General features: G+C 61.1%; 17 protein-coding genes. 15 read left to right on the top strand and 2 right to left on the bottom strand.

Annotated features, from left to right (window positions below; all coding sequences use genetic code 11):
* Positions 1–164: 164 nt before the first annotated feature.
* The 14 genes from TL5118_RS11825 to TL5118_RS11760 all read left to right on the top strand — a co-directional run bounded on the left by TL5118_RS11825 (position 165) and on the right by TL5118_RS11760 (position 13,183).
* Positions 165–2,459, top strand: coding sequence for a bifunctional salicylyl-CoA 5-hydroxylase/oxidoreductase (locus tag TL5118_RS11825; protein ID WP_058242199.1), 2,295 nt, complete (start codon positions 165–167; stop codon positions 2,457–2,459).
* Positions 2,456–3,199, top strand: a complete 744-nt coding sequence (locus tag TL5118_RS11820) for an SDR family NAD(P)-dependent oxidoreductase (protein ID WP_058260792.1) — start codon at positions 2,456–2,458, stop codon at positions 3,197–3,199. Before TL5118_RS11825 ends, TL5118_RS11820 begins: the two co-directional genes overlap by 4 nt.
* The gene (locus tag TL5118_RS11815; protein WP_058242201.1) at positions 3,196–3,675 is read left to right on the top strand and encodes a MarR family winged helix-turn-helix transcriptional regulator; all 480 of its coding nucleotides are present in this window, start codon (positions 3,196–3,198) and stop codon (positions 3,673–3,675) included. The genes TL5118_RS11820 and TL5118_RS11815 overlap by 4 nt, the downstream gene beginning before the upstream one ends.
* The gene (locus TL5118_RS11810) at positions 3,659–4,471 is read left to right on the top strand and encodes an enoyl-CoA hydratase family protein (protein WP_058242202.1); all 813 of its coding nucleotides are present in this window, start codon (positions 3,659–3,661) and stop codon (positions 4,469–4,471) included. The genes TL5118_RS11815 and TL5118_RS11810 overlap by 17 nt, the downstream gene beginning before the upstream one ends.
* Positions 4,471–5,628, top strand: a complete 1,158-nt coding sequence (locus TL5118_RS11805; protein WP_058242203.1) for an acyl-CoA dehydrogenase family protein — start codon at positions 4,471–4,473, stop codon at positions 5,626–5,628. Before TL5118_RS11810 ends, TL5118_RS11805 begins: the two co-directional genes overlap by 1 nt.
* Positions 5,629–5,631: 3 nt before the next feature.
* Positions 5,632–7,260 (top strand): AMP-binding protein, encoded by a 1,629-nt coding sequence (locus tag TL5118_RS11800; protein ID WP_058242204.1) that lies wholly within the window; start codon positions 5,632–5,634, stop codon positions 7,258–7,260.
* A gap of 139 nt (positions 7,261–7,399) precedes the next feature.
* Positions 7,400–8,542: an ABC transporter substrate-binding protein gene (locus TL5118_RS11795; protein ID WP_058242205.1), complete on the top strand. Its 1,143-nt coding sequence runs from the start codon at positions 7,400–7,402 to the stop codon at positions 8,540–8,542.
* Between the two features lie 55 nt (positions 8,543–8,597).
* Positions 8,598–9,515, top strand: a complete 918-nt coding sequence (locus tag TL5118_RS11790) for a branched-chain amino acid ABC transporter permease (protein WP_058242206.1) — start codon at positions 8,598–8,600, stop codon at positions 9,513–9,515.
* A 1-nt stretch (position 9,516) separates the two neighbouring features.
* Complete coding sequence (locus TL5118_RS11785) at positions 9,517–10,500, top strand: branched-chain amino acid ABC transporter permease (RefSeq protein ID WP_058242207.1); 984 nt, start codon at positions 9,517–9,519, stop codon at positions 10,498–10,500.
* Complete coding sequence (locus tag TL5118_RS11780; protein WP_058242208.1) at positions 10,493–11,245, top strand: ABC transporter ATP-binding protein; 753 nt, start codon at positions 10,493–10,495, stop codon at positions 11,243–11,245. Before TL5118_RS11785 ends, TL5118_RS11780 begins: the two co-directional genes overlap by 8 nt.
* Complete coding sequence (locus TL5118_RS11775; RefSeq protein WP_058242209.1) at positions 11,242–11,931, top strand: ABC transporter ATP-binding protein; 690 nt, start codon at positions 11,242–11,244, stop codon at positions 11,929–11,931. Before TL5118_RS11780 ends, TL5118_RS11775 begins: the two co-directional genes overlap by 4 nt.
* A 4-nt stretch (positions 11,932–11,935) precedes the next feature.
* Positions 11,936–12,349, top strand: a complete 414-nt coding sequence (locus tag TL5118_RS11770; RefSeq protein ID WP_058242210.1) for an acyl-CoA thioesterase — start codon at positions 11,936–11,938, stop codon at positions 12,347–12,349.
* The gene (locus tag TL5118_RS11765; RefSeq protein WP_058242211.1) at positions 12,339–12,737 is read left to right on the top strand and encodes a RidA family protein; all 399 of its coding nucleotides are present in this window, start codon (positions 12,339–12,341) and stop codon (positions 12,735–12,737) included. The genes TL5118_RS11770 and TL5118_RS11765 overlap by 11 nt, the downstream gene beginning before the upstream one ends.
* Before the next feature lie 29 nt (positions 12,738–12,766).
* Positions 12,767–13,183 carry a VOC family protein gene (locus tag TL5118_RS11760; protein ID WP_058242212.1) on the top strand — a complete coding sequence of 139 codons (417 nt, stop codon included), beginning with the start codon at positions 12,767–12,769 and terminating at the stop codon, positions 13,181–13,183.
* A 125-nt stretch (positions 13,184–13,308) separates the two neighbouring features.
* On the opposite strand, the gene cueR is transcribed toward TL5118_RS11760, so the two are convergent.
* Both cueR and TL5118_RS11750 read right to left on the bottom strand, forming a co-directional pair.
* Positions 13,309–13,704, bottom strand: coding sequence for a Cu(I)-responsive transcriptional regulator (cueR, locus tag TL5118_RS11755; protein ID WP_058242213.1), 396 nt, complete (start codon positions 13,702–13,704; stop codon positions 13,309–13,311).
* Between the two features lie 3 nt (positions 13,705–13,707).
* Positions 13,708–16,170, bottom strand: coding sequence for a heavy metal translocating P-type ATPase (locus tag TL5118_RS11750; RefSeq protein ID WP_058242214.1), 2,463 nt, complete (start codon positions 16,168–16,170; stop codon positions 13,708–13,710).
* A gap of 177 nt (positions 16,171–16,347) precedes the next feature.
* Between TL5118_RS11750 and TL5118_RS11745 the strand changes: the two genes are divergently transcribed.
* Positions 16,348–16,545 carry a heavy-metal-associated domain-containing protein gene (locus TL5118_RS11745; protein ID WP_082626153.1) on the top strand — a complete coding sequence of 66 codons (198 nt, stop codon included), beginning with the start codon at positions 16,348–16,350 and terminating at the stop codon, positions 16,543–16,545.
* Positions 16,546–16,552 lie beyond the last annotated feature (7 nt).

The following is a 16,552-nucleotide window of genomic DNA, read 5'->3' as shown; positions in this document are numbered from 1 at the left end:
CACCCCCTACCCCCACATTTTCATAAAAACAAAGGCCAATCGCGCCTGTAATCCGCGACGCACAAACATTTCAAACTCAAAACATTTAAGCTTGAAATAAATTCAGATCGCGCTACCGTTGCTCCAGCGACAGGGAAAACCACACACCTGCTGGAGGGAAATTCGTGAAAGTCATCTGCCTAGGGGGCGGCCCGGCCGGGCTCTATTTTGCTATTAGCATGAAACTGCGCGATCCCAGCCACGACGTCACAGTGCTGGAGCGCAACCGCGCCAATGACACTTTTGGCTGGGGTGTTGTGCTGTCTGATGACGCGCTGGAACGGATGCAGGGCAATGACCCCAAAAGCTGTGACGCGATCCGCGATCACTTTGCCTATTGGGATGACATTGCGGTGGAACACAACGGCGTGCGCACTGTTTCCGGTGGCCACGGCTTTGCCGGTATCGGCCGCAAACAGATGCTGATCCTGTTGCAAGAACGCGCCCGCGAATTGGGCGTGGATCTACGGTTTGAGACCGAGTTCAAAACCGCCGAGGAATACCGCAAGGATTACGATCTGGTGGTCGCCGCCGATGGTCTGAACTCACGAGTGCGGACAGAATACGAAGACGTCTTCAAACCCGATATCGACAATCGTGAGTGCAAATTCATCTGGCTGGGCACCCATCAGAAGTTTGACGACGCCTTTACCTTCATTTTCGAAAAGACCGAGCATGGCTGGCTCTGGGCGCATGTCTATCAGTTTGACGACAACACCGCGACGTTCATCGTCGAATGCCAGCAGGAGACCTGGGACAAATGGGGCTTTGCCGACATGTCCAAGGAAGAAACCGTTGAGACCTGCCGCATGATCTTTGAGAAATACCTTGGTGGTCATGAGCTGATGTCGAACGCGGCGCATTTGCGCGGCTCGGCTGTCTGGATCAACTTCCCGCGGGTGAATTGCGAACAGTGGTATCATGAAAACGTGGTGCTGCTGGGCGATGCCTCGGCGACGGCGCATTTCTCGATCGGATCCGGGTCGCGTCTGGCCTTTGACAGCGCCATTGCGCTGGCGGATTACGTCAACTCGGAACCAACGCTGGAAGGCGCCTTCAAACGCTATCAGGAGGAACGCCGTCTGGAAGTGCTGCGCCTGCAGTCTGCTGCGCGTAACTCACTGGAATGGTTTGAAGAAGTGGAGCGCTATCTGGATCAGCATCCAGTACAGTTCAACTACAACCTGCTGACCCGGTCGCAGCGGATCAGCCATGAAAACCTGCGTCTGCGGGACCCTGAATGGCTGGCCGAGGCCGAGCGCTGGTTCCAATCCGAGGCGGGCATGGCTGCGGATGCGCCGGCGCGTAAACCGATGTTTGTGCCGTTCAAACTGCGCGATATGGAACTGGCGAACCGCATCGTGGTGTCCCCCATGGCGCAGTACAAAGCAGTGGAGGGCTGCCCGACCGATTGGCATTTTGTCCATTACGCCGAACGTGCCAAGGGCGGCGCGGGGCTGGTTTACACCGAAATGACCTGCACCAGCGCCGATGGTCGGATCACCCCCGGTTGCCCCGGCCTCTATGCGCCGGAACATGAGGCGGCGTGGACACGTCTGGTCGATTTCGTCCATGCAGAAACAGAGGCCAAGATCTGCTGTCAGATTGGTCACGCAGGGCGCAAAGGCTCTACCCAGGTTGGCTGGGAAGAGATGGATGCGCCGTTGAAGGACGGCAATTGGGATTTGGTGTCGGCCTCGGCCATTCCGTGGTCGGCAGGCAACGCCACCCCGCGTGAGATCACCCGCGCCGAGATGGACCAGATCCGCGACGACTTTGTGCAGGCGACCGAAATGGCCGGGCGCTGTGGCTTTGACATGATCGAACTGCACGCGGCCCATGGCTATCTGATTTCCTCCTTCATCTCACCCGCTTCGAACCAGCGTGGCGATGAATATGGCGGCAGTCTGGAAAACCGGATGCGCTACCCGTTGGAGGTGTTCAAAGCGATGCGCACGGTCTGGCCTGAGGGCAAGCCGATGTCGGTGCGGATTTCGGCCAATGACTGGCTCGGCGACGAGGGCGTCACCCCGCAGGAGGCGGTGGAAATCGCCCGCATGTTCCGCGAGGCTGGTGTGGATATCGTCGACGTCAGCGCCGGTCAGACCTCGGTCGAGGCGCAGCCGGTCTATGGCCGCATGTTCCAGACGCCGTTTTCCAACCGGATCCGCAACGATCTGCAGATCCCGACGATGGCAGTGGGCAACATCTATGAGACCGATCACGCCAACTCGATCCTGCTGGCGGGGCGCGCCGATCTGGTCTGCCTGGCCCGTCCGCATCTGAGCGATCCCTATTGGACGCTGCATGCCGCGGTGGAGATGGGCGATCAGCAGATCCACTGGCCTGCGCCCTACTATGCAGGCCGTGATCAGGCCTACCGTCTGGCGCAAAAGCAGCAGGAGATGATCCGCGTATGACCGATCTGAGCGGAAAACAGGTGCTGATCACCGGCGGCGGCACGGGCGTCGGCGCCGATATGGCCCGGGGCTTTGCCGCGGCGGGCGCCCGGGGGGTCATCGCGGGCCGCCGCAGCGCCCCCATGGAGGCCGTGGCCGACGGCAGCGATCAAATCCGCCCGGTGATCTGTGACGTAACCGATGAAACCTCGGTCCGGTCCATGTTTGCCGCGGCGGGGCCTTGTGACGTGGTGATCGCCAATGCCGGTGCCGCAGATACCGCCCCCTTTGGCCGCACCACGTTGGAGCAATGGAACGCCATGATGGCGGTCAACCTGACCGGCGTTTTCCTGACCTTGCGTGAAGGGTTGAACCAGTTCACCGGCTGGGGGCGGCTGATTTCGGTCGCGTCAACGGCGGGGCTGAAGGGCTACGGCTATGTCAGCGCCTATACGGCGGCGAAACACGGTGTGGTCGGCATGACCCGCGCGGTGGCGCAGGAGGTGGCGAAGAAACCGGTGACAGTGAACGCGCTCTGTCCCGGCTTTCTGGATACCGAAATGACGGACCGGTCGGTGGCCAATATCATCGACAAAACCGGTATGGATGAAGCCGCCGCCCGCAAGGAACTGGCCAAACACAACCCGCAGAAACGGCTGATCCAGCCCAGCGAAGTAACGGCGGCGGCGCTGTGGCTGTGTGGGCCAGGGTCCGAGGGCATCAACGGGCAGGCGCTGCCCATCGCGGGGGGGGAGCTGTGAGCGAGAGCACGCATGATACCTCCCATGACACACCGCTGTCTCAACGGCGGCTGCGCACATGGATCCGGCTGCTGCGACTGACCCGCAGCACCGAAAACCACCTGCGGGAATTCTTGCGGGTGAACTATGACACCACCCTGCCCCGTTTCGACGTGGCCGCAGCCCTGCACCGCGAAGCCGCGCCCTTGAAGATGAGCGAGCTGAGCCAACGTTTGCTGGTCTCAAACGGCAATGCCACCACCGTGGTCGAACGGTTGGAAAAGGACGGCTATGCCCGCCGCACCCCCTCGGCCGAGGATCGCCGTGTGGTGATGGTGGAGCTGACCGACAAGGGCCGCGCCTGGTTCGAAGAGCTGGCCGCCGCCCATGAAGCCGAGGTCGACAAGCTGTTCGCCAGCCTCGGTCATGGCAAACTCGACACAATCCGCAAAATGCTGCATCATCTGGAAGGATCCCAAGATGACAAAAATGGCTGACCTAAGCCCTGAACACTTTATCTGGGAATGGAAAGACCGGATCGCCACGATCCGTCTGAACCGCCCCGATCGCAAGAACCCACTGACCTTCGACAGCTATGCAGAGCTGCGCGATACCTTCCGCGATATGGTCTATGCCGAGGATGTGGACGTGGTGATTTTCGCCTCCAACGGCGGCAATTTCTGTTCTGGCGGGGATGTGCATGACATTATCGGCCCGCTGGTTGATATGGATATGAAGGACCTCTTGGCCTTCACCCGCATGACCGGTGATCTGGTCAAGGCGATGATCGGCTGTGGCAAGCCGATTATTGCCGCCGTTGATGGCGTCTGCGTCGGTGCGGGGGCCATCATCGCCATGTCCTCGGACCTGCGGTTGGCAACGCCTGAGGCCAAATGTGGCTTCCTCTTCACCCGTGTGGGTCTGGCGGGCTGTGACATGGGCGCCTGCGCCATGCTGCCCCGGATCATTGGTCAGGGCCGTGCGGCAGAACTGCTTTACACCGGGCGCACGATGAGTGCCGCCGAGGGCGAGCGTTGGGGGTTCTGGAACAATCTGCACGACGCCGACGCGCTGGAAGCCGAGGCTGTGAAGCTGGCGCAGCGTCTGGCGGCGGGGCCGACCTTTGCCCATGGGATCACCAAGACGCAGCTGAACCAGGAATGGAACATGGGTCTGGATCAGGCGATCGAGGCCGAGGCGCAGGCGCAGGCGATCTGCATGCAGACCACCGACTTTGAGCGCGCCTACCGCGCCTTTGTGGCCAAAGAAAAACCGGTGTTTGAGGGCAACTGATGGCAGATAAATCCTTCCTCTCCTGGCCGTTTTTTGAGCCACACCATGCCACTTATGCAGCCGATCTGGACGCCTGGGCCGCAGAGGCACTGACCGATATCGATCACAGCGATACCGATGCGGCCTGCCGGTCGCTGGTCAAGGCGCTTGGCGCGGGTGGCTGGGCCAAACACTCCGCCGCGGAGGGGCAGGAAAAACTGGATGTGCGCACCCTCTGCCTGACCCGTGAAACCCTGGCGCGCCATGACGGCCTAGCTGACTTTTCCTTTGCGATGCAGGGGCTTGGCACCGGGGCGATCACGCTTTTTGGCACCGAAGAACAAAAATCCCACTGGCTACCACTCACGCGGTCGGGGCAGGCGATTTCCGCCTTTGCCCTGACCGAACCACAGTCGGGATCAGATGTTGCCAATTCCACCATGACCGCCGAGCGTGACGGGGATGATTATATCCTTAACGGTGAAAAGACGTGGATTTCCAACGGCGGCATCGCGGATGTCTACACGCTGTTTGCCCGCACAGGCGAAGCGCCGGGTGCAAAAGGGCTGTCAGCCTTTATCGTGCCGGCAGATCTGCCCGGGTTTGAAGTGGTGGAACGGTTGGAAACCATTGCGCCGCATCCATTGGCAACCCTGCGTTTTACCGATTGCCGCATTCCGGCCAGCGCGATGCTGGGACAGCCCGGTCAGGGGTTCAAAATCGCCATGTCGGTGCTGGATGTGTTCCGCACCACCGTGGCCGCGGCCGCGCTTGGCTTTGCGCGCCGCGCACTGGATGAGGCGCTGGCCCGGGTGCAGGCCCGTGAGGTTCAGGGCGCGCCGCTGTTTGAGTTGCAGATGGTGCAGGGTCACATCGCCGATATGGCGATGGAAGTCGATGCCGCCGCCCTGCTGATCTACCGCGCGGCCTGGGCCAAAGACATGGGCGCGCCCCGTGTCACCCGCGAAGCCGCCATGGCCAAGCTGTTTGCCACAGATCAAGCCCAGCAGATCATCGATCGCGCCGTGCAGCTGCATGGCGGCGACGGGGTCAAGTCAGGCGAAACGGTAGAGAAACTCTACCGCGAAATCAGAGCGTTGCGCATCTATGAGGGTGCATCAGACGTGCAGCGTGTCATCATCGCCCGACAGGCGATGGCGAACCATTTAGGGGAGTGAGCGATGCTGGGACCAAGCGCGCATATTGATACATTTGCCCGCGACGGGCTGCCGCCGATTGACCAGTGGCCCGCCTTTCAGCTGGAGGGGTTTGACTATCCTGACTATCTGAATGCCGCGGTTGAACTGACCGATGCGATGGTCGACAAAGGCCTTGGTGACCACACGGCACTGATCGGCAACGGCCGGCGCCGCACCTATAAAGAGCTGACCGATTGGACCAACCGTCTGGCCCATGCGATGGTGAAAAACCTAGGGATCAAGCCGGGCAACCGGGTGCTGATCCGCTCGGCCAACAACCCTGCGATGGTCGCCTGCTGGCTGGCCGCAACCAAGGTGGGCGCGGTGGTGGTCAACACCATGCCGATGCTGCGCGCCAGCGAATTGTCAGCGATTGTCGACAAGGCTGAAATCAGCCATGCGCTGTGTGACACGCGCCTGACGGATGAAATCACGGCCTGCGCCAAAACCAGCAAGTTCCTGAAAACAGTGGTTGGTTTTGACGGCACGTCCAACCACGACGCTGAGCTGGACCGGCTGGCACTGGAAAAGCCGGTGAAGTTTGACGCGGTGAAAACCGGCCGGGATGACGTGGCGCTGTTGGGCTTCACCTCGGGCACCACAGGTGAGCCGAAGGCGACGATGCATTTCCACCGCGATCTGCTGATCATTGCTGATGGCTATGCCAAAGAGGTTCTGAAGGTCACCCCCGACGATGTCTTTGTAGGCTCGCCACCGCTGGCCTTTACCTTTGGCCTGGGCGGCTTGGCGATTTTCCCGCTGCGGTTTGGCGCGGCGGCGACCCTGCTGGAAAATGCCTCACCGCCCAGCATGATCGACATCATCGAGAAGTTCAAAGCCACCGTTTGTTTCACCGCCCCAACCGCCTATCGGGTGATGTTGCAGGCAATGGAAGAGGGCGCGGATCTGTCTTCGCTGCGCGCGGCGGTGTCCGCGGGGGAAACCCTGCCCGCCCCGATCTATGCTGAGTGGAAAGAGAAAACCGGTAAGCCAATGCTGGACGGCATCGGCGCGACGGAGATGCTGCATATCTTTGTCACCAACCGTTTTGACGATCATCAGCCCGCCTGCACCGGCCGCCCGGTGACCGGTTATGAGGCCCGGGTGGTGGATGATCAGATGAATGAGGTTGCAGATGGTGAGGTGGGCCGCCTTGCGGTGCGCGGGCCCACGGGCTGTCGCTATCTCAATGACGAGCGTCAGCAGGTCTATGTGCGCGATGGCTGGAACATCACCGGTGACAGTTTCACCCGGGACGCTGATGGCTATTTCCACTTCGCGGCGCGCAACGACGATATGATCATCTCATCCGGTTACAACATCGCGGGCCCCGAGGTTGAGGCGGCGTTGCTGTCGCATGAGGCGGTCAGCGAATGCGGCGTGGTTGGCGCGCCCGACAGTGAGCGGGGCCATATCGTGGAGGCCCATGTGGTGCTGAACGACGGCTTCGCCGCAGATGAGGCGATGGTGAAGGCGCTGCAGGACCATGTGAAGGCCACCATCGCGCCGTTCAAATATCCAAGGGCGGTGCGGTTCCGGCAGGCCCTGCCGAAAACCGCCACCGGAAAAATTCAGAGGTTCCAGCTGCGTGTGGACGGGGAAGGGTTTTAAGACCAATTGTGAAATGCGTTCCTGATCAACACCATAGGAGAGAAACAAGCGACAATAAGCTTGACATCCATGGGCAGGGGCGAACTGTGAAAGCGTGAGTTTCCAAACGTTTCAAACATAAAAAACAGGGAGAAAGACAATGAAATTCAAATCTCTGGTCATGGCCGCGTCCATGGCAGCGATGGCCGCCGCAGGGGCGGTTCAGGCCGAAGGCGTCAAAGTTGGCATGATCACCACCCTTTCGGGCGGCGGCGCGGGCCTTGGCATCGACGTGCGTGACGGATTCATGCTGGCGGTGAACCAAGCGGGCCGCAGTGATCTTGAAGTGGTGATCGAAGACGACCAGCGCAAACCCGATATTGCGGTGCAGCTGGCCGATAAGATGATCCAGTCCGAAAAGGTTGACGTGATGACCGGTATCATCTGGTCGAACCTGGCGATGGCTGTGGTTCCTGCCGCAACCGCACAGGGCAAAATCTACCTGTCGCCCAATGCTGGCCCCTCGCCGCTGGCCGGCAAAGGCTGCCACCAGAACTACTTCAACGTGGCCTGGCAGAACGACAACCTGCACGAAGCTGCAGGCGCCTATGCCAATGGTGACGGTCTGAAGAACAGCTTCATCCTGGCGCCGAACTACCCGGCGGGCAAAGACGCGCTGACCGGCTACAAACGTTTCTACGAAGGTGATCTGGCAGGTGAGGTTTACACCAAACTGGGCCAGACCGACTATGCGGCTGAAATCGCGCAGATCCGTGCCTCGGGTGCAGATAGCGTCTACTTCTTCCTGCCCGGCGGCATGGGGATCTCCTTCCTCAAGCAATATGCCGACAGCGGTGTGGACCTGCCGGTTGTTGGCCCTGCCTTCTCGTTCGATCAGGGTATCCTGCAGGCAGTTGGCGACGCGGCACTGGGCGTCAAGAACACCAGCCAGTGGAACAAGGACATCGACAATGCGGCCAACGCGGCCTTTGTGGCCTCTTTCCAGGAAGCCTATGGTCGCCTGCCGTCGCTTTACGCAAGCCAGGGCTTTGACACTGCCAACCTGCTAATTTCGGCAATGGATAAGGCTGACATCAAAGATGGTGATGCCTTCCGCGCAGCGCTGAAAGCGGCTGAGTTTGACTCGGTCCGTGGTGATTTCAAATTTGGTGCAAACAACCACCCGATCCAGAACATCTATGTTCGTGAAGTGATCAAAGAGGGTGACGTTTACACCAACAAGATCATCGCAACCGGCCTGACCGACCACGCAGACGCCTATGCGGCTGACTGCAAAATGTAAGGGCTAAGGGGGTCGCCCCGTCGCGGGCGGCCCCACCTTTAGCAAGAAAACTCTCATGTCCATCATCCTACTCATCGAACAGGCGCTGAACGGCCTACAGTTTGGCGTGATGCTCTTCCTTATGGCTGCCGGTCTGACGCTGATCTTCGGCGTTATGGGGCTGATCAACCTGGCGCATGGCTCGCTCTATATGGTTGGCGCCTTTGCCGCCGCTGCCACTGCTGCGGCCACCGGATCCTTCCTGCTGGCGCTGGTGGCAAGCCTTGTCTTCGCGGCCTTTGCAGGCGTTATAGTGGAAACTGTGGTGATCCGACGGCTTTATGACCGCGATCATCTGGACCAAGTGCTGGCGACCTTTGCCCTTGTGCTGATGTTTTCCGAAGGCACCCGCTGGGCCTTTGGATCCTTCCCGCTGTTTCTGGACAAGCCCGAGTGGTTGTCGGGCACGGTGATGCTGCCTTTCGGGATCGAATATTCGCTCTACCGTCTGACCATCATTCTGGTGGGTCTGGCCGTGGCGGCGGGGCTGTTCTGGATGATTGCGCGCACCCGTATCGGCATCCGCATCCGTGCCGGTGAAAACGACCGCGAGATGATTGCGGCCTTAGGCGTGAACATCTCGATGCTGTACACGCTGGTGTTTGCCCTTGGCGCAGCGCTGGCCGGGTTTGCCGGTGCGCTGATCGGCGCGATCCAATCGGTGCAGGTGGGCATGGGCGAACCGGTGCTGATCCTGGCCTTTGTGGTCATCGTGATCGGCGGCATCGGATCAATCAAAGGAGCCTTTGTGGGTGCCATTCTGGTCGGCATGACCGACACATTGGGCCGCCAATTGCTGCCGATGTTCTTTGGCCTTTTCATGGAGCCAGCCGCCGCCACCTCTACCGGGGCGTCACTGGCCTCGATGGCGATCTATCTGTTGATGGCGGGCGTGTTGCTGTTCCGTCCCAAAGGCCTGTTCGGAGGGGCATGAGATGAAACGTGAAACCCTTTTGAACCTTGGCCTGATGGCGGCATTGCTGGCCTTCCCTCTCTGGGCCTATCAGGCGGATGAGCCGTTCCTGATCACGCTGACAACCCGCGCGGTGATCTTTGCCATTGCCGGTGTGGGGCTGAACTTTGCCCTTGGTTTTGGCGGGCTGGTCAGCTTTGGCCATGCGGCGTTTTTTGGGCTGGGCGGCTATGCGATGGGCATTTTGGCCTATCATGCGCAGACCTACACGCCGCTGATGGAGGCGCCCTTCCTGATTGAAGGCACCAAGTCGATGCCGGTGATCTGGTTGGTGGCGGTTGTAATCTCCGCAATCACCGCGCTGGCCGTCGGCGCGCTGTCGCTGCGCACCACCGGCGTCTATTTCATCATGATCACGCTGGCCTTTGCGCAGATGTTTTACTACTTCGCCAACTCCTGGCCGACCTATGGCGGCGAAGATGGGCTGTCGATCTACATCCGCAATGACTTCCCGGGTCTAAACACGATGGACCCGATCCAGTTCTACATGATCTGCTACGTCATCCTTGCGTTGGTGCTGGGCTTTGTCTGGGCCGCGGCCCGATCGCCCTTTGGCCTGATGCTGGGGGCGGCGCGTCAAAATGAGGAACGGGTGCAGGCCGTAGGCCAGACGCCCTATCGGCTGTATCTGGTGGCCTTCACCATTTCCGGTGCGATCACCGGTCTGGCAGGCGCACTGTTTGCTGATCTGAACCGGTTTGTCAGCCCCACGATGTTTGCCTGGAACATGTCAGGTGAGATCATGATCTTTGTCATCCTTGGCGGTGTCGGCCGCGTCTTTGGCCCAGTGGCCGGTGCGGCGCTGTTTATCCTGCTGGAGCATATGCTGGGCGGCCTAAGTGAATTCTGGCACGTCTATCTTGGCGCAATCCTTCTGGGTGTGGTGCTGTTTGCCCGTGGTGGCCTTTACGGTCTGATTGCAGGACGGGAGGTGGCCCATGACTAAGCCGATCCTTGATGTCAAAGGCATCTCCAAAAGTTTTGGCGCGCTGAAGGCGTCCAACAACATCACGCTGGATCTGAAGCCGGGCGAAATTCACGCGCTGATCGGGCCGAACGGGGCGGGCAAATCCACCCTGATCAAACAGATCGCCGGTGGGCTGACCCCAGATGAGGGTTCGGTCTGGTTCGACGGGCAGGACGTCAGCGCCCTGTCCACCGCCGAACGCGCTCAGAAAGGCATGGGGCGGACGTTCCAGATTTCGTCACTGGCGATGGAATACACCGTGTTGCAGAACGTGGTTCTGGGCGCGCAGGGCCATCGCGGCGACGTCTTCCGCTTCTTCCGTCCGGTGATGAAGGACAAACAGCTACTGGCCACCGCACGCGATGCGCTGGCTCAGGTCGGGCTGGAGGAGTTTGCCAATTTCCGCACCTCGGAGCTGTCGCATGGCCAACGCCGCCAGCTGGAGGTCGCCGTGGCGCTGACCCTGTCGCCCAAAGCCTTCCTGATGGACGAGCCGATGGCCGGTCTGGGCGCAGAAGGCTCGCACCGGTTGATGGGCTTCCTCGACGGGCTGCGCCAGCAGGCGCCGATCCTTCTGGTGGAACATGACATGGACGCGGTCTTTGCCCTCGCGGACCGTATTTCGGTGCTGGTCTACGGCGAGATCATCGCCACCGGCAGCGTCGATGAGATCCGCAGCAACGCACAGGTGCGCAGCGCCTATCTTGGGGAGGAGGACGCATGAGCCTGCTTAAGCTATCCCATATCTCTGCCTTCTATGGTCCCTCGCAGGCGCTGTTTGACGTGCATCTGGACGTCGCAGAAGGTCAGGTTGTGGCGCTGATGGGGCGCAACGGCATGGGCAAATCCACCACCGTGAAGGTGATCTGCCGGATGCTGAAGAACCGCGGTGGTGCGGTGGTGTTTGACGGCCAGGACATGGCGCGCCAACCCTCGCACAAGGCGGCGCAGGCAGGCATTGGTCTGGTGCCAGAAGGCCGCCGGTGTTTTGCCCAGCTGACGGTTTATGAAAACCTGATCGCGGCGGCGCGTCCCGGCGAATGGGATTTCGCCAAGGTATCAGAGCTGTTCCCACGTCTGGCAGAACGCCGTGATCAGCTGGCCTCGTCCCTGTCGGGCGGTGAACAGCAGATGCTGGCCATTGGTCGCGCGCTGATGACCAACCCACGCCTGTTGATCCTGGATGAAGCGACCGAAGGCCTGGCCCCCGTGGTCCGGCAGGAAATCTGGGCCGCCATTGCCCGCCTCAAGGCCGAAACCGGCCTGGCGATCATTGTGATCGACAAATCCATTAAGGAACTGGCCACAGTGGCGGACAAGGCAGTGATCCTTGAGAAGGGCAAGTCGGTTTGGTCCGGCGATTTCACCGCGCTGACACCAGAGATCACCGATCAGTATCTGGGGGTCTGAGGCAATGGCGTTCGAAATGGCCCAAAAGGTGCTGTTCAAACACTGTGATCCGGCGGGGATTGTGTTTTATCCCCGCTATTTTGAGATGATCAATGACTGCGTCGAAGCCTTCTTTGATCATCTGGGTCACCCGTTTGAAAAGCTGCATCAAACGGGCGCCGTGCCGACCGCCGAAATCTCCACCCGTTTCACCGCGCCCAGCCGCCATGGCGACCAGCTGACCCTTGGGCTGGACGTGACCCGCCTGGGCCGCAGTTCGCTTGGCCTAACTATCACCGCGCAATGCGCTGGTGAAACCCGCTTTACCGCCAGCGCAACGCTGGTCTACATCACGCCGGAGGGGCGCCCTGCCCCCTGGCCCGAGGCGCTGCGCGCCTCGCTTGAACCTCATGTGAAAGGACAGGAAAATGGCGAATGAGATCATTCAGCCCGATGGATGGGCACCTGCCAAAGGCTACGCAAACGGCGTCTTGGACAAAAACGACGTGCTTTACGTCGGCGGCCAGATCGGCTGGGACGAAAACCAGATCTTCCAGAGCCATGACTTCATCGGCCAGATGGAACAGGCCCTGATGAACATCCGCGCAGTGGTCGAAAAGGCCGGTGGCAAGGTCGAAGATATCACCCGCTTGACCTGGTATATCACTGATAAGAAAGAATACCTCGCCCGTCAGCGCGAAGTGGGCGAAGCCTACCGCCGTGTGCTGGGCCGCCACTTCCCCGCTATGGCGATGGTGGTGGTTGCCGGTCTCATTGAGGACGAGGCGCTGGTCGAGGTGGAAGCCACTGCAACGCTGGGCGGCTGAGCCGCCCCTGACCCAAAGGGAGGGCCGCCATGATCGCCTATGTCACAGTTGGGGCCGATGACATCCAGCGTGCCAAATCGTTCTACGCGGCCTTCCTTCCGGCCCTAGGCTACAGCCTCACCGAAGGGGCCGACGGGCTCAGCTTCGCCCTGCCCGTCCCCGAAGGTCAACGCGCCCTCTTTCCCGATTTCTACGTCAAACCCACCTTTGACGGGCAGCCAGCTTCGGCCGGCAATGGCGCGATGGTGGCTTTTGAGGCCGAAACACAGGCCCAGGTGCGCAACCTGCACGCCGCAGCATTGGCTGCAGGTGGCACCGACGAAGGGGCTCCAGGCTTTCGCGCCGCATATGGGCCGCGCTTCTACGTTGGCTATCTACGTGACCCGCAGGGCAATAAGATCGCGCTGTTTTCGTCCAACCCCAAGGAGCCGGGCCGCGACGGCTGACAGCGGGCGCGCTGCCCCTTTTCAACGTTTTGCAAATACTCTGGGGTGAGCCCCAAAGGGGCGAGGGGCAACGCCCCTCCCAACCAGCCAAACCCGCCAATCAAGTCCTCCAATCAGCCCAAACCTTACCCGTCAGACTTCGCAGCCAGATCCGCCAGAATAGGACAATCCGGCCGGTCATCCCCCGCACAGGAAGAGACCAGATCAGCCAGCGTGTTTCGCATCTGGCGCAACTCCGCCAGTTTGGCGTCAATCGCCACCAGATGCTCAGACGCGATGGCTTTCACATCCGAGGAGGCGCGACCGCGATCCTCATAAAGCGTCATCAGGTTGCGGCAGTCCTCAATCGAAAAGCCCAAGGCCCGCGCCCGGCCCAGGAAGGCCAGCTTGTGCAGATCGCTGTCGCGAAAGCTGCGGTAGCCATTGCCGCTGCGGGCTGGGGATACCAGGCCGATCTCTTCGTAATAGCGGATGGTTTTGGCAGGCAGGCCTGTGCGTTTGGAAACCTCTGAGATGTTCATCGCTTATGCCTCCTTCGGCAGATGGGACCCGGACACGAACCGCAGCCGCAGGGCATTGCTGAGCACAAAGACGCTGGACAGCGACATTGCGCCAGCGGCCAGCATCGGTGACAGCTGCCAGCCAAACCACGGGTAAAACAGCCCCGCCGCCACAGGGATCAGCGCCACGTTGTAACCAAAGGCCCAGAACAGGTTCTGTTTGATGTTACGCATGACCTTCGCCGACAGATCAAACCCGTTGAGCACCGCCGTCAGGTCGCCAGACATAAGCACCAGATCGGCGCTTTCAATAGCCACATCCGTACCGGTACCAATCGCGATGCCCAGATCCGCATGGGCCAGCGCCGGGGCGTCGTTGATGCCATCGCCAACAAAGGCCAGGGTGCCGTGGCTGGCGCGCAGGCCCTCCAATGCCTCAACCTTGCCCTGTGGCAGCACCTCTGCCGCCACGTGATCAATGCCAAGGCTGCGGGCAATGGCGGCTGCGGGCGCGGCATTGTCCCCGGTGATCATCGCGGTTTTGATGCCGCGGCTGTGCAACGCTTGGATCACTGCGGCGGAGCTGGGTTTCACGGGGTCAGAGACCGCAATCACAGCGGCCAGTTTGCCGTCAATGGCGGCATAGAGCGGCGTTTTCCCCTCAGCCCCCAATGCAGCGGCGCTGCTGGCCAGCGGTGCCAGGTCGATCTTGCGCCGGACCATCAGCCGATCCGCCCCCACCATCACCCGATGGCCAGCCACTGTTGCGGCCACGCCGTAGCCGGGGATAGCGCCAAATTTCTCAATCTCCGGCAGCGGTCCCTCGGCGGCGGCGACAATTGCGGCGGCAATCGGGTGTTCCGATTGCGCTTCCACCGCGGCCACGAGGCGCAGAACCTCAGTCCTCTCAAAGCCTTCGGTGACCTCCAGATCGGTCAGCACCGGTTTGCCCATGGTCAATGTGCCGGTTTTATCAAAGGCCACGATCTTGACCTCCTGCAAGCGCTGCAACGCATCACCTTTGCGAAACAGAACGCCCAGTTCTGCCGCGCGCCCGGTGCCCACCATGATCGAAGTGGGGGTTGCCAGACCCATCGCGCAGGGGCAGGCGATGATCAGCACCGCCACCCCGGCAACCAGCGCATGGCCCAAGGCCGGTGCCGGCGCAAAGGCCAGCCAGGCCAGAACGGTCAGCACCGCCACCGCGATCACAACGGGCACAAACCGCAGGGTCACCCGATCCACCAAGGCTTGTATCGGCAATTTGGCACCCTGTGCGGCCTCCACCATACGGATGATCTGCGACAGCATGGTGTCTGCCCCCACATGGGTGGCCTGCACCCGCAGCGCGCCGGCCCCATTGACCGTTCCGCCCGTGACCCGATCACCGGCTGTCTTGGCAACCGGCAGGGGTTCGCCGGTGATCATGCTTTCATCAACATTGCTGTCGCCGGTGAGCACCTCCCCATCCACTGCCAGCCGTTCCCCCGGCCGGGTCAGCACCACGTCGCCCACGACGATCTCCGCGATTGGCAGGTCCTGTGTTGCGCCGTCACGTTCCACCCGCGCGGTGCTGGGGCGCAGCCCCACAAGGGCGCGAATAGCGGCCCCCGTGCGGCCTTTGGCGCGGGCCTCTAAGGCGCGCCCCAACAGGATCAGCACCACGATCACCGCCGCACTTTCAAAATACACATTCACACTGCCCGCGGGCAGGATCGCCGGGGCGAAGGTTGCCACGGTCGAATAGCCAAACGCCGCCAACGTGCCCAATGCCACGAGGGAGTTCATATCAGGGGCGCCGCGCAACAGGGCGGGCAGACCTTTCTGATAAAACTGACGCCCGGGGCCAAACAGCACAATGGCGGTCAGTACAAACTGCAGCATCCAGGAGGTCTGCATACCAATGTTTGCCATGATCCAGTGATGAAACGGCGGGTAGAGGTGACCGCCCATTTCGGCGACAAAAACCGGCAGCGCCAAAGCTGCCGCAAGTAACAACTTGCGGGTCAACGCCTCGGCCTCGGCGGCTTTGCGATCCAGTGGTGGGGCGATGGTTTCGCCTTTGCGATGGGCCTCATAACCGGCAGCGGCGACGGCCTTTATCAGATCGGCGCTCAGGTCTTGCCCCTCGGGAAGATCAACCTGCGCCGTTTCGCTGGCAAGGTTCACCTGCGCAGCAATAGCCCCGGGAACTGCGGCCAGCGCAGCCTCCACCCGGCCCACACAGGAGGCACAGGTCATCCCCTCCACCGCAAGTTCCAGCGTTTCGACACGGGCCGGATACCCCGCCCGATCAAGCGCAGTGACCACATCCTCAGGGGTGGCTGGCGTGCTGAAGGCAACCTCTGCCGTTTCCAGCGCAAGGTTCACATCAGCGCGCGTCACGCCGGGCGCAGCGCGCAGGGCCTTTTCCACCCGGCCCACGCAGGCGGCGCAGCTCATGCCAGTGATCGGCAATCGGAGGGTTTGATCGGTTGGGTGTGTCATCATTCTGCCCTGCGGTGCTTCTGTCGACACCCCAGATAAGGGTTCCAGTAACTGGAGGGTCAAGGCCCCGCCCCAAAAGAACCGCTGGTTTGAGAGATTTTGTCGCGGGCCGCTGCGCAGCGCTTGACCTTCCCACGCTGGAAGGCTCCATGTCAGAGCGCAACAAGAGGATGAGTGATGCTGACCTTTAGCGTACCCGGAATGAGCTGCGGCAAATGCACCGCCAAGATCGAAACCGCCGTGCAGGCGCTGGACCCGACGGCGCTGCTGTCGTTTGATCTGGAAGCCCGCGAGGTTGAGATCGACAGCGCAGATCCGGCAGCTGAGCTGCTGGCGGCCATCGCCAAAGCGGGATTTGAGGCCAAAGCGGCCTGATGTGAGC

Origin of the sequence: Thalassovita autumnalis (assembly GCF_001458255.1) — a bacterium.
Taxonomy (GTDB): Bacteria; Pseudomonadota; Alphaproteobacteria; order Rhodobacterales; family Rhodobacteraceae; genus Thalassobius; species Thalassobius autumnalis.
This window is presented reverse-complemented; position numbering and strand designations above follow the sequence as displayed.

Bases quoted from the DNA above. Each gene is read 5' to 3' on its own strand.
- TL5118_RS11820 (WP_058260792.1), top strand. From the start codon at position 2,456: ATGACCGATCTGAGCGGAAAACAGGTGCTGATCACCGGCGGCGGCACG.
- TL5118_RS11810 (WP_058242202.1), top strand. From the start codon at position 3,659: ATGACAAAAATGGCTGACCTAAGCCCTGAACACTTTATCTGGGAATGG.
- TL5118_RS11805 (WP_058242203.1), top strand. From the start codon at position 4,471: ATGGCAGATAAATCCTTCCTCTCCTGGCCGTTTTTTGAGCCACACCAT.
- TL5118_RS11800 (WP_058242204.1), top strand. From the start codon at position 5,632: ATGCTGGGACCAAGCGCGCATATTGATACATTTGCCCGCGACGGGCTG.
- TL5118_RS11795 (WP_058242205.1), top strand. From the start codon at position 7,400: ATGAAATTCAAATCTCTGGTCATGGCCGCGTCCATGGCAGCGATGGCC.
- TL5118_RS11790 (WP_058242206.1), top strand. From the start codon at position 8,598: ATGTCCATCATCCTACTCATCGAACAGGCGCTGAACGGCCTACAGTTT.
- TL5118_RS11785 (WP_058242207.1), top strand. From the start codon at position 9,517: ATGAAACGTGAAACCCTTTTGAACCTTGGCCTGATGGCGGCATTGCTG.
- TL5118_RS11780 (WP_058242208.1), top strand. From the start codon at position 10,493: ATGACTAAGCCGATCCTTGATGTCAAAGGCATCTCCAAAAGTTTTGGC.
- TL5118_RS11775 (WP_058242209.1), top strand. From the start codon at position 11,242: ATGAGCCTGCTTAAGCTATCCCATATCTCTGCCTTCTATGGTCCCTCG.
- TL5118_RS11770 (WP_058242210.1), top strand. From the start codon at position 11,936: ATGGCGTTCGAAATGGCCCAAAAGGTGCTGTTCAAACACTGTGATCCG.
- TL5118_RS11765 (WP_058242211.1), top strand. From the start codon at position 12,339: ATGGCGAATGAGATCATTCAGCCCGATGGATGGGCACCTGCCAAAGGC.
- TL5118_RS11760 (WP_058242212.1), top strand. From the start codon at position 12,767: ATGATCGCCTATGTCACAGTTGGGGCCGATGACATCCAGCGTGCCAAA.
- cueR (WP_058242213.1), bottom strand. From the start codon at position 13,704: ATGAACATCTCAGAGGTTTCCAAACGCACAGGCCTGCCTGCCAAAACC.
- TL5118_RS11750 (WP_058242214.1), bottom strand. From the start codon at position 16,170: ATGACACACCCAACCGATCAAACCCTCCGATTGCCGATCACTGGCATG.
- TL5118_RS11745 (WP_082626153.1), top strand. From the start codon at position 16,348: ATGCTGACCTTTAGCGTACCCGGAATGAGCTGCGGCAAATGCACCGCC.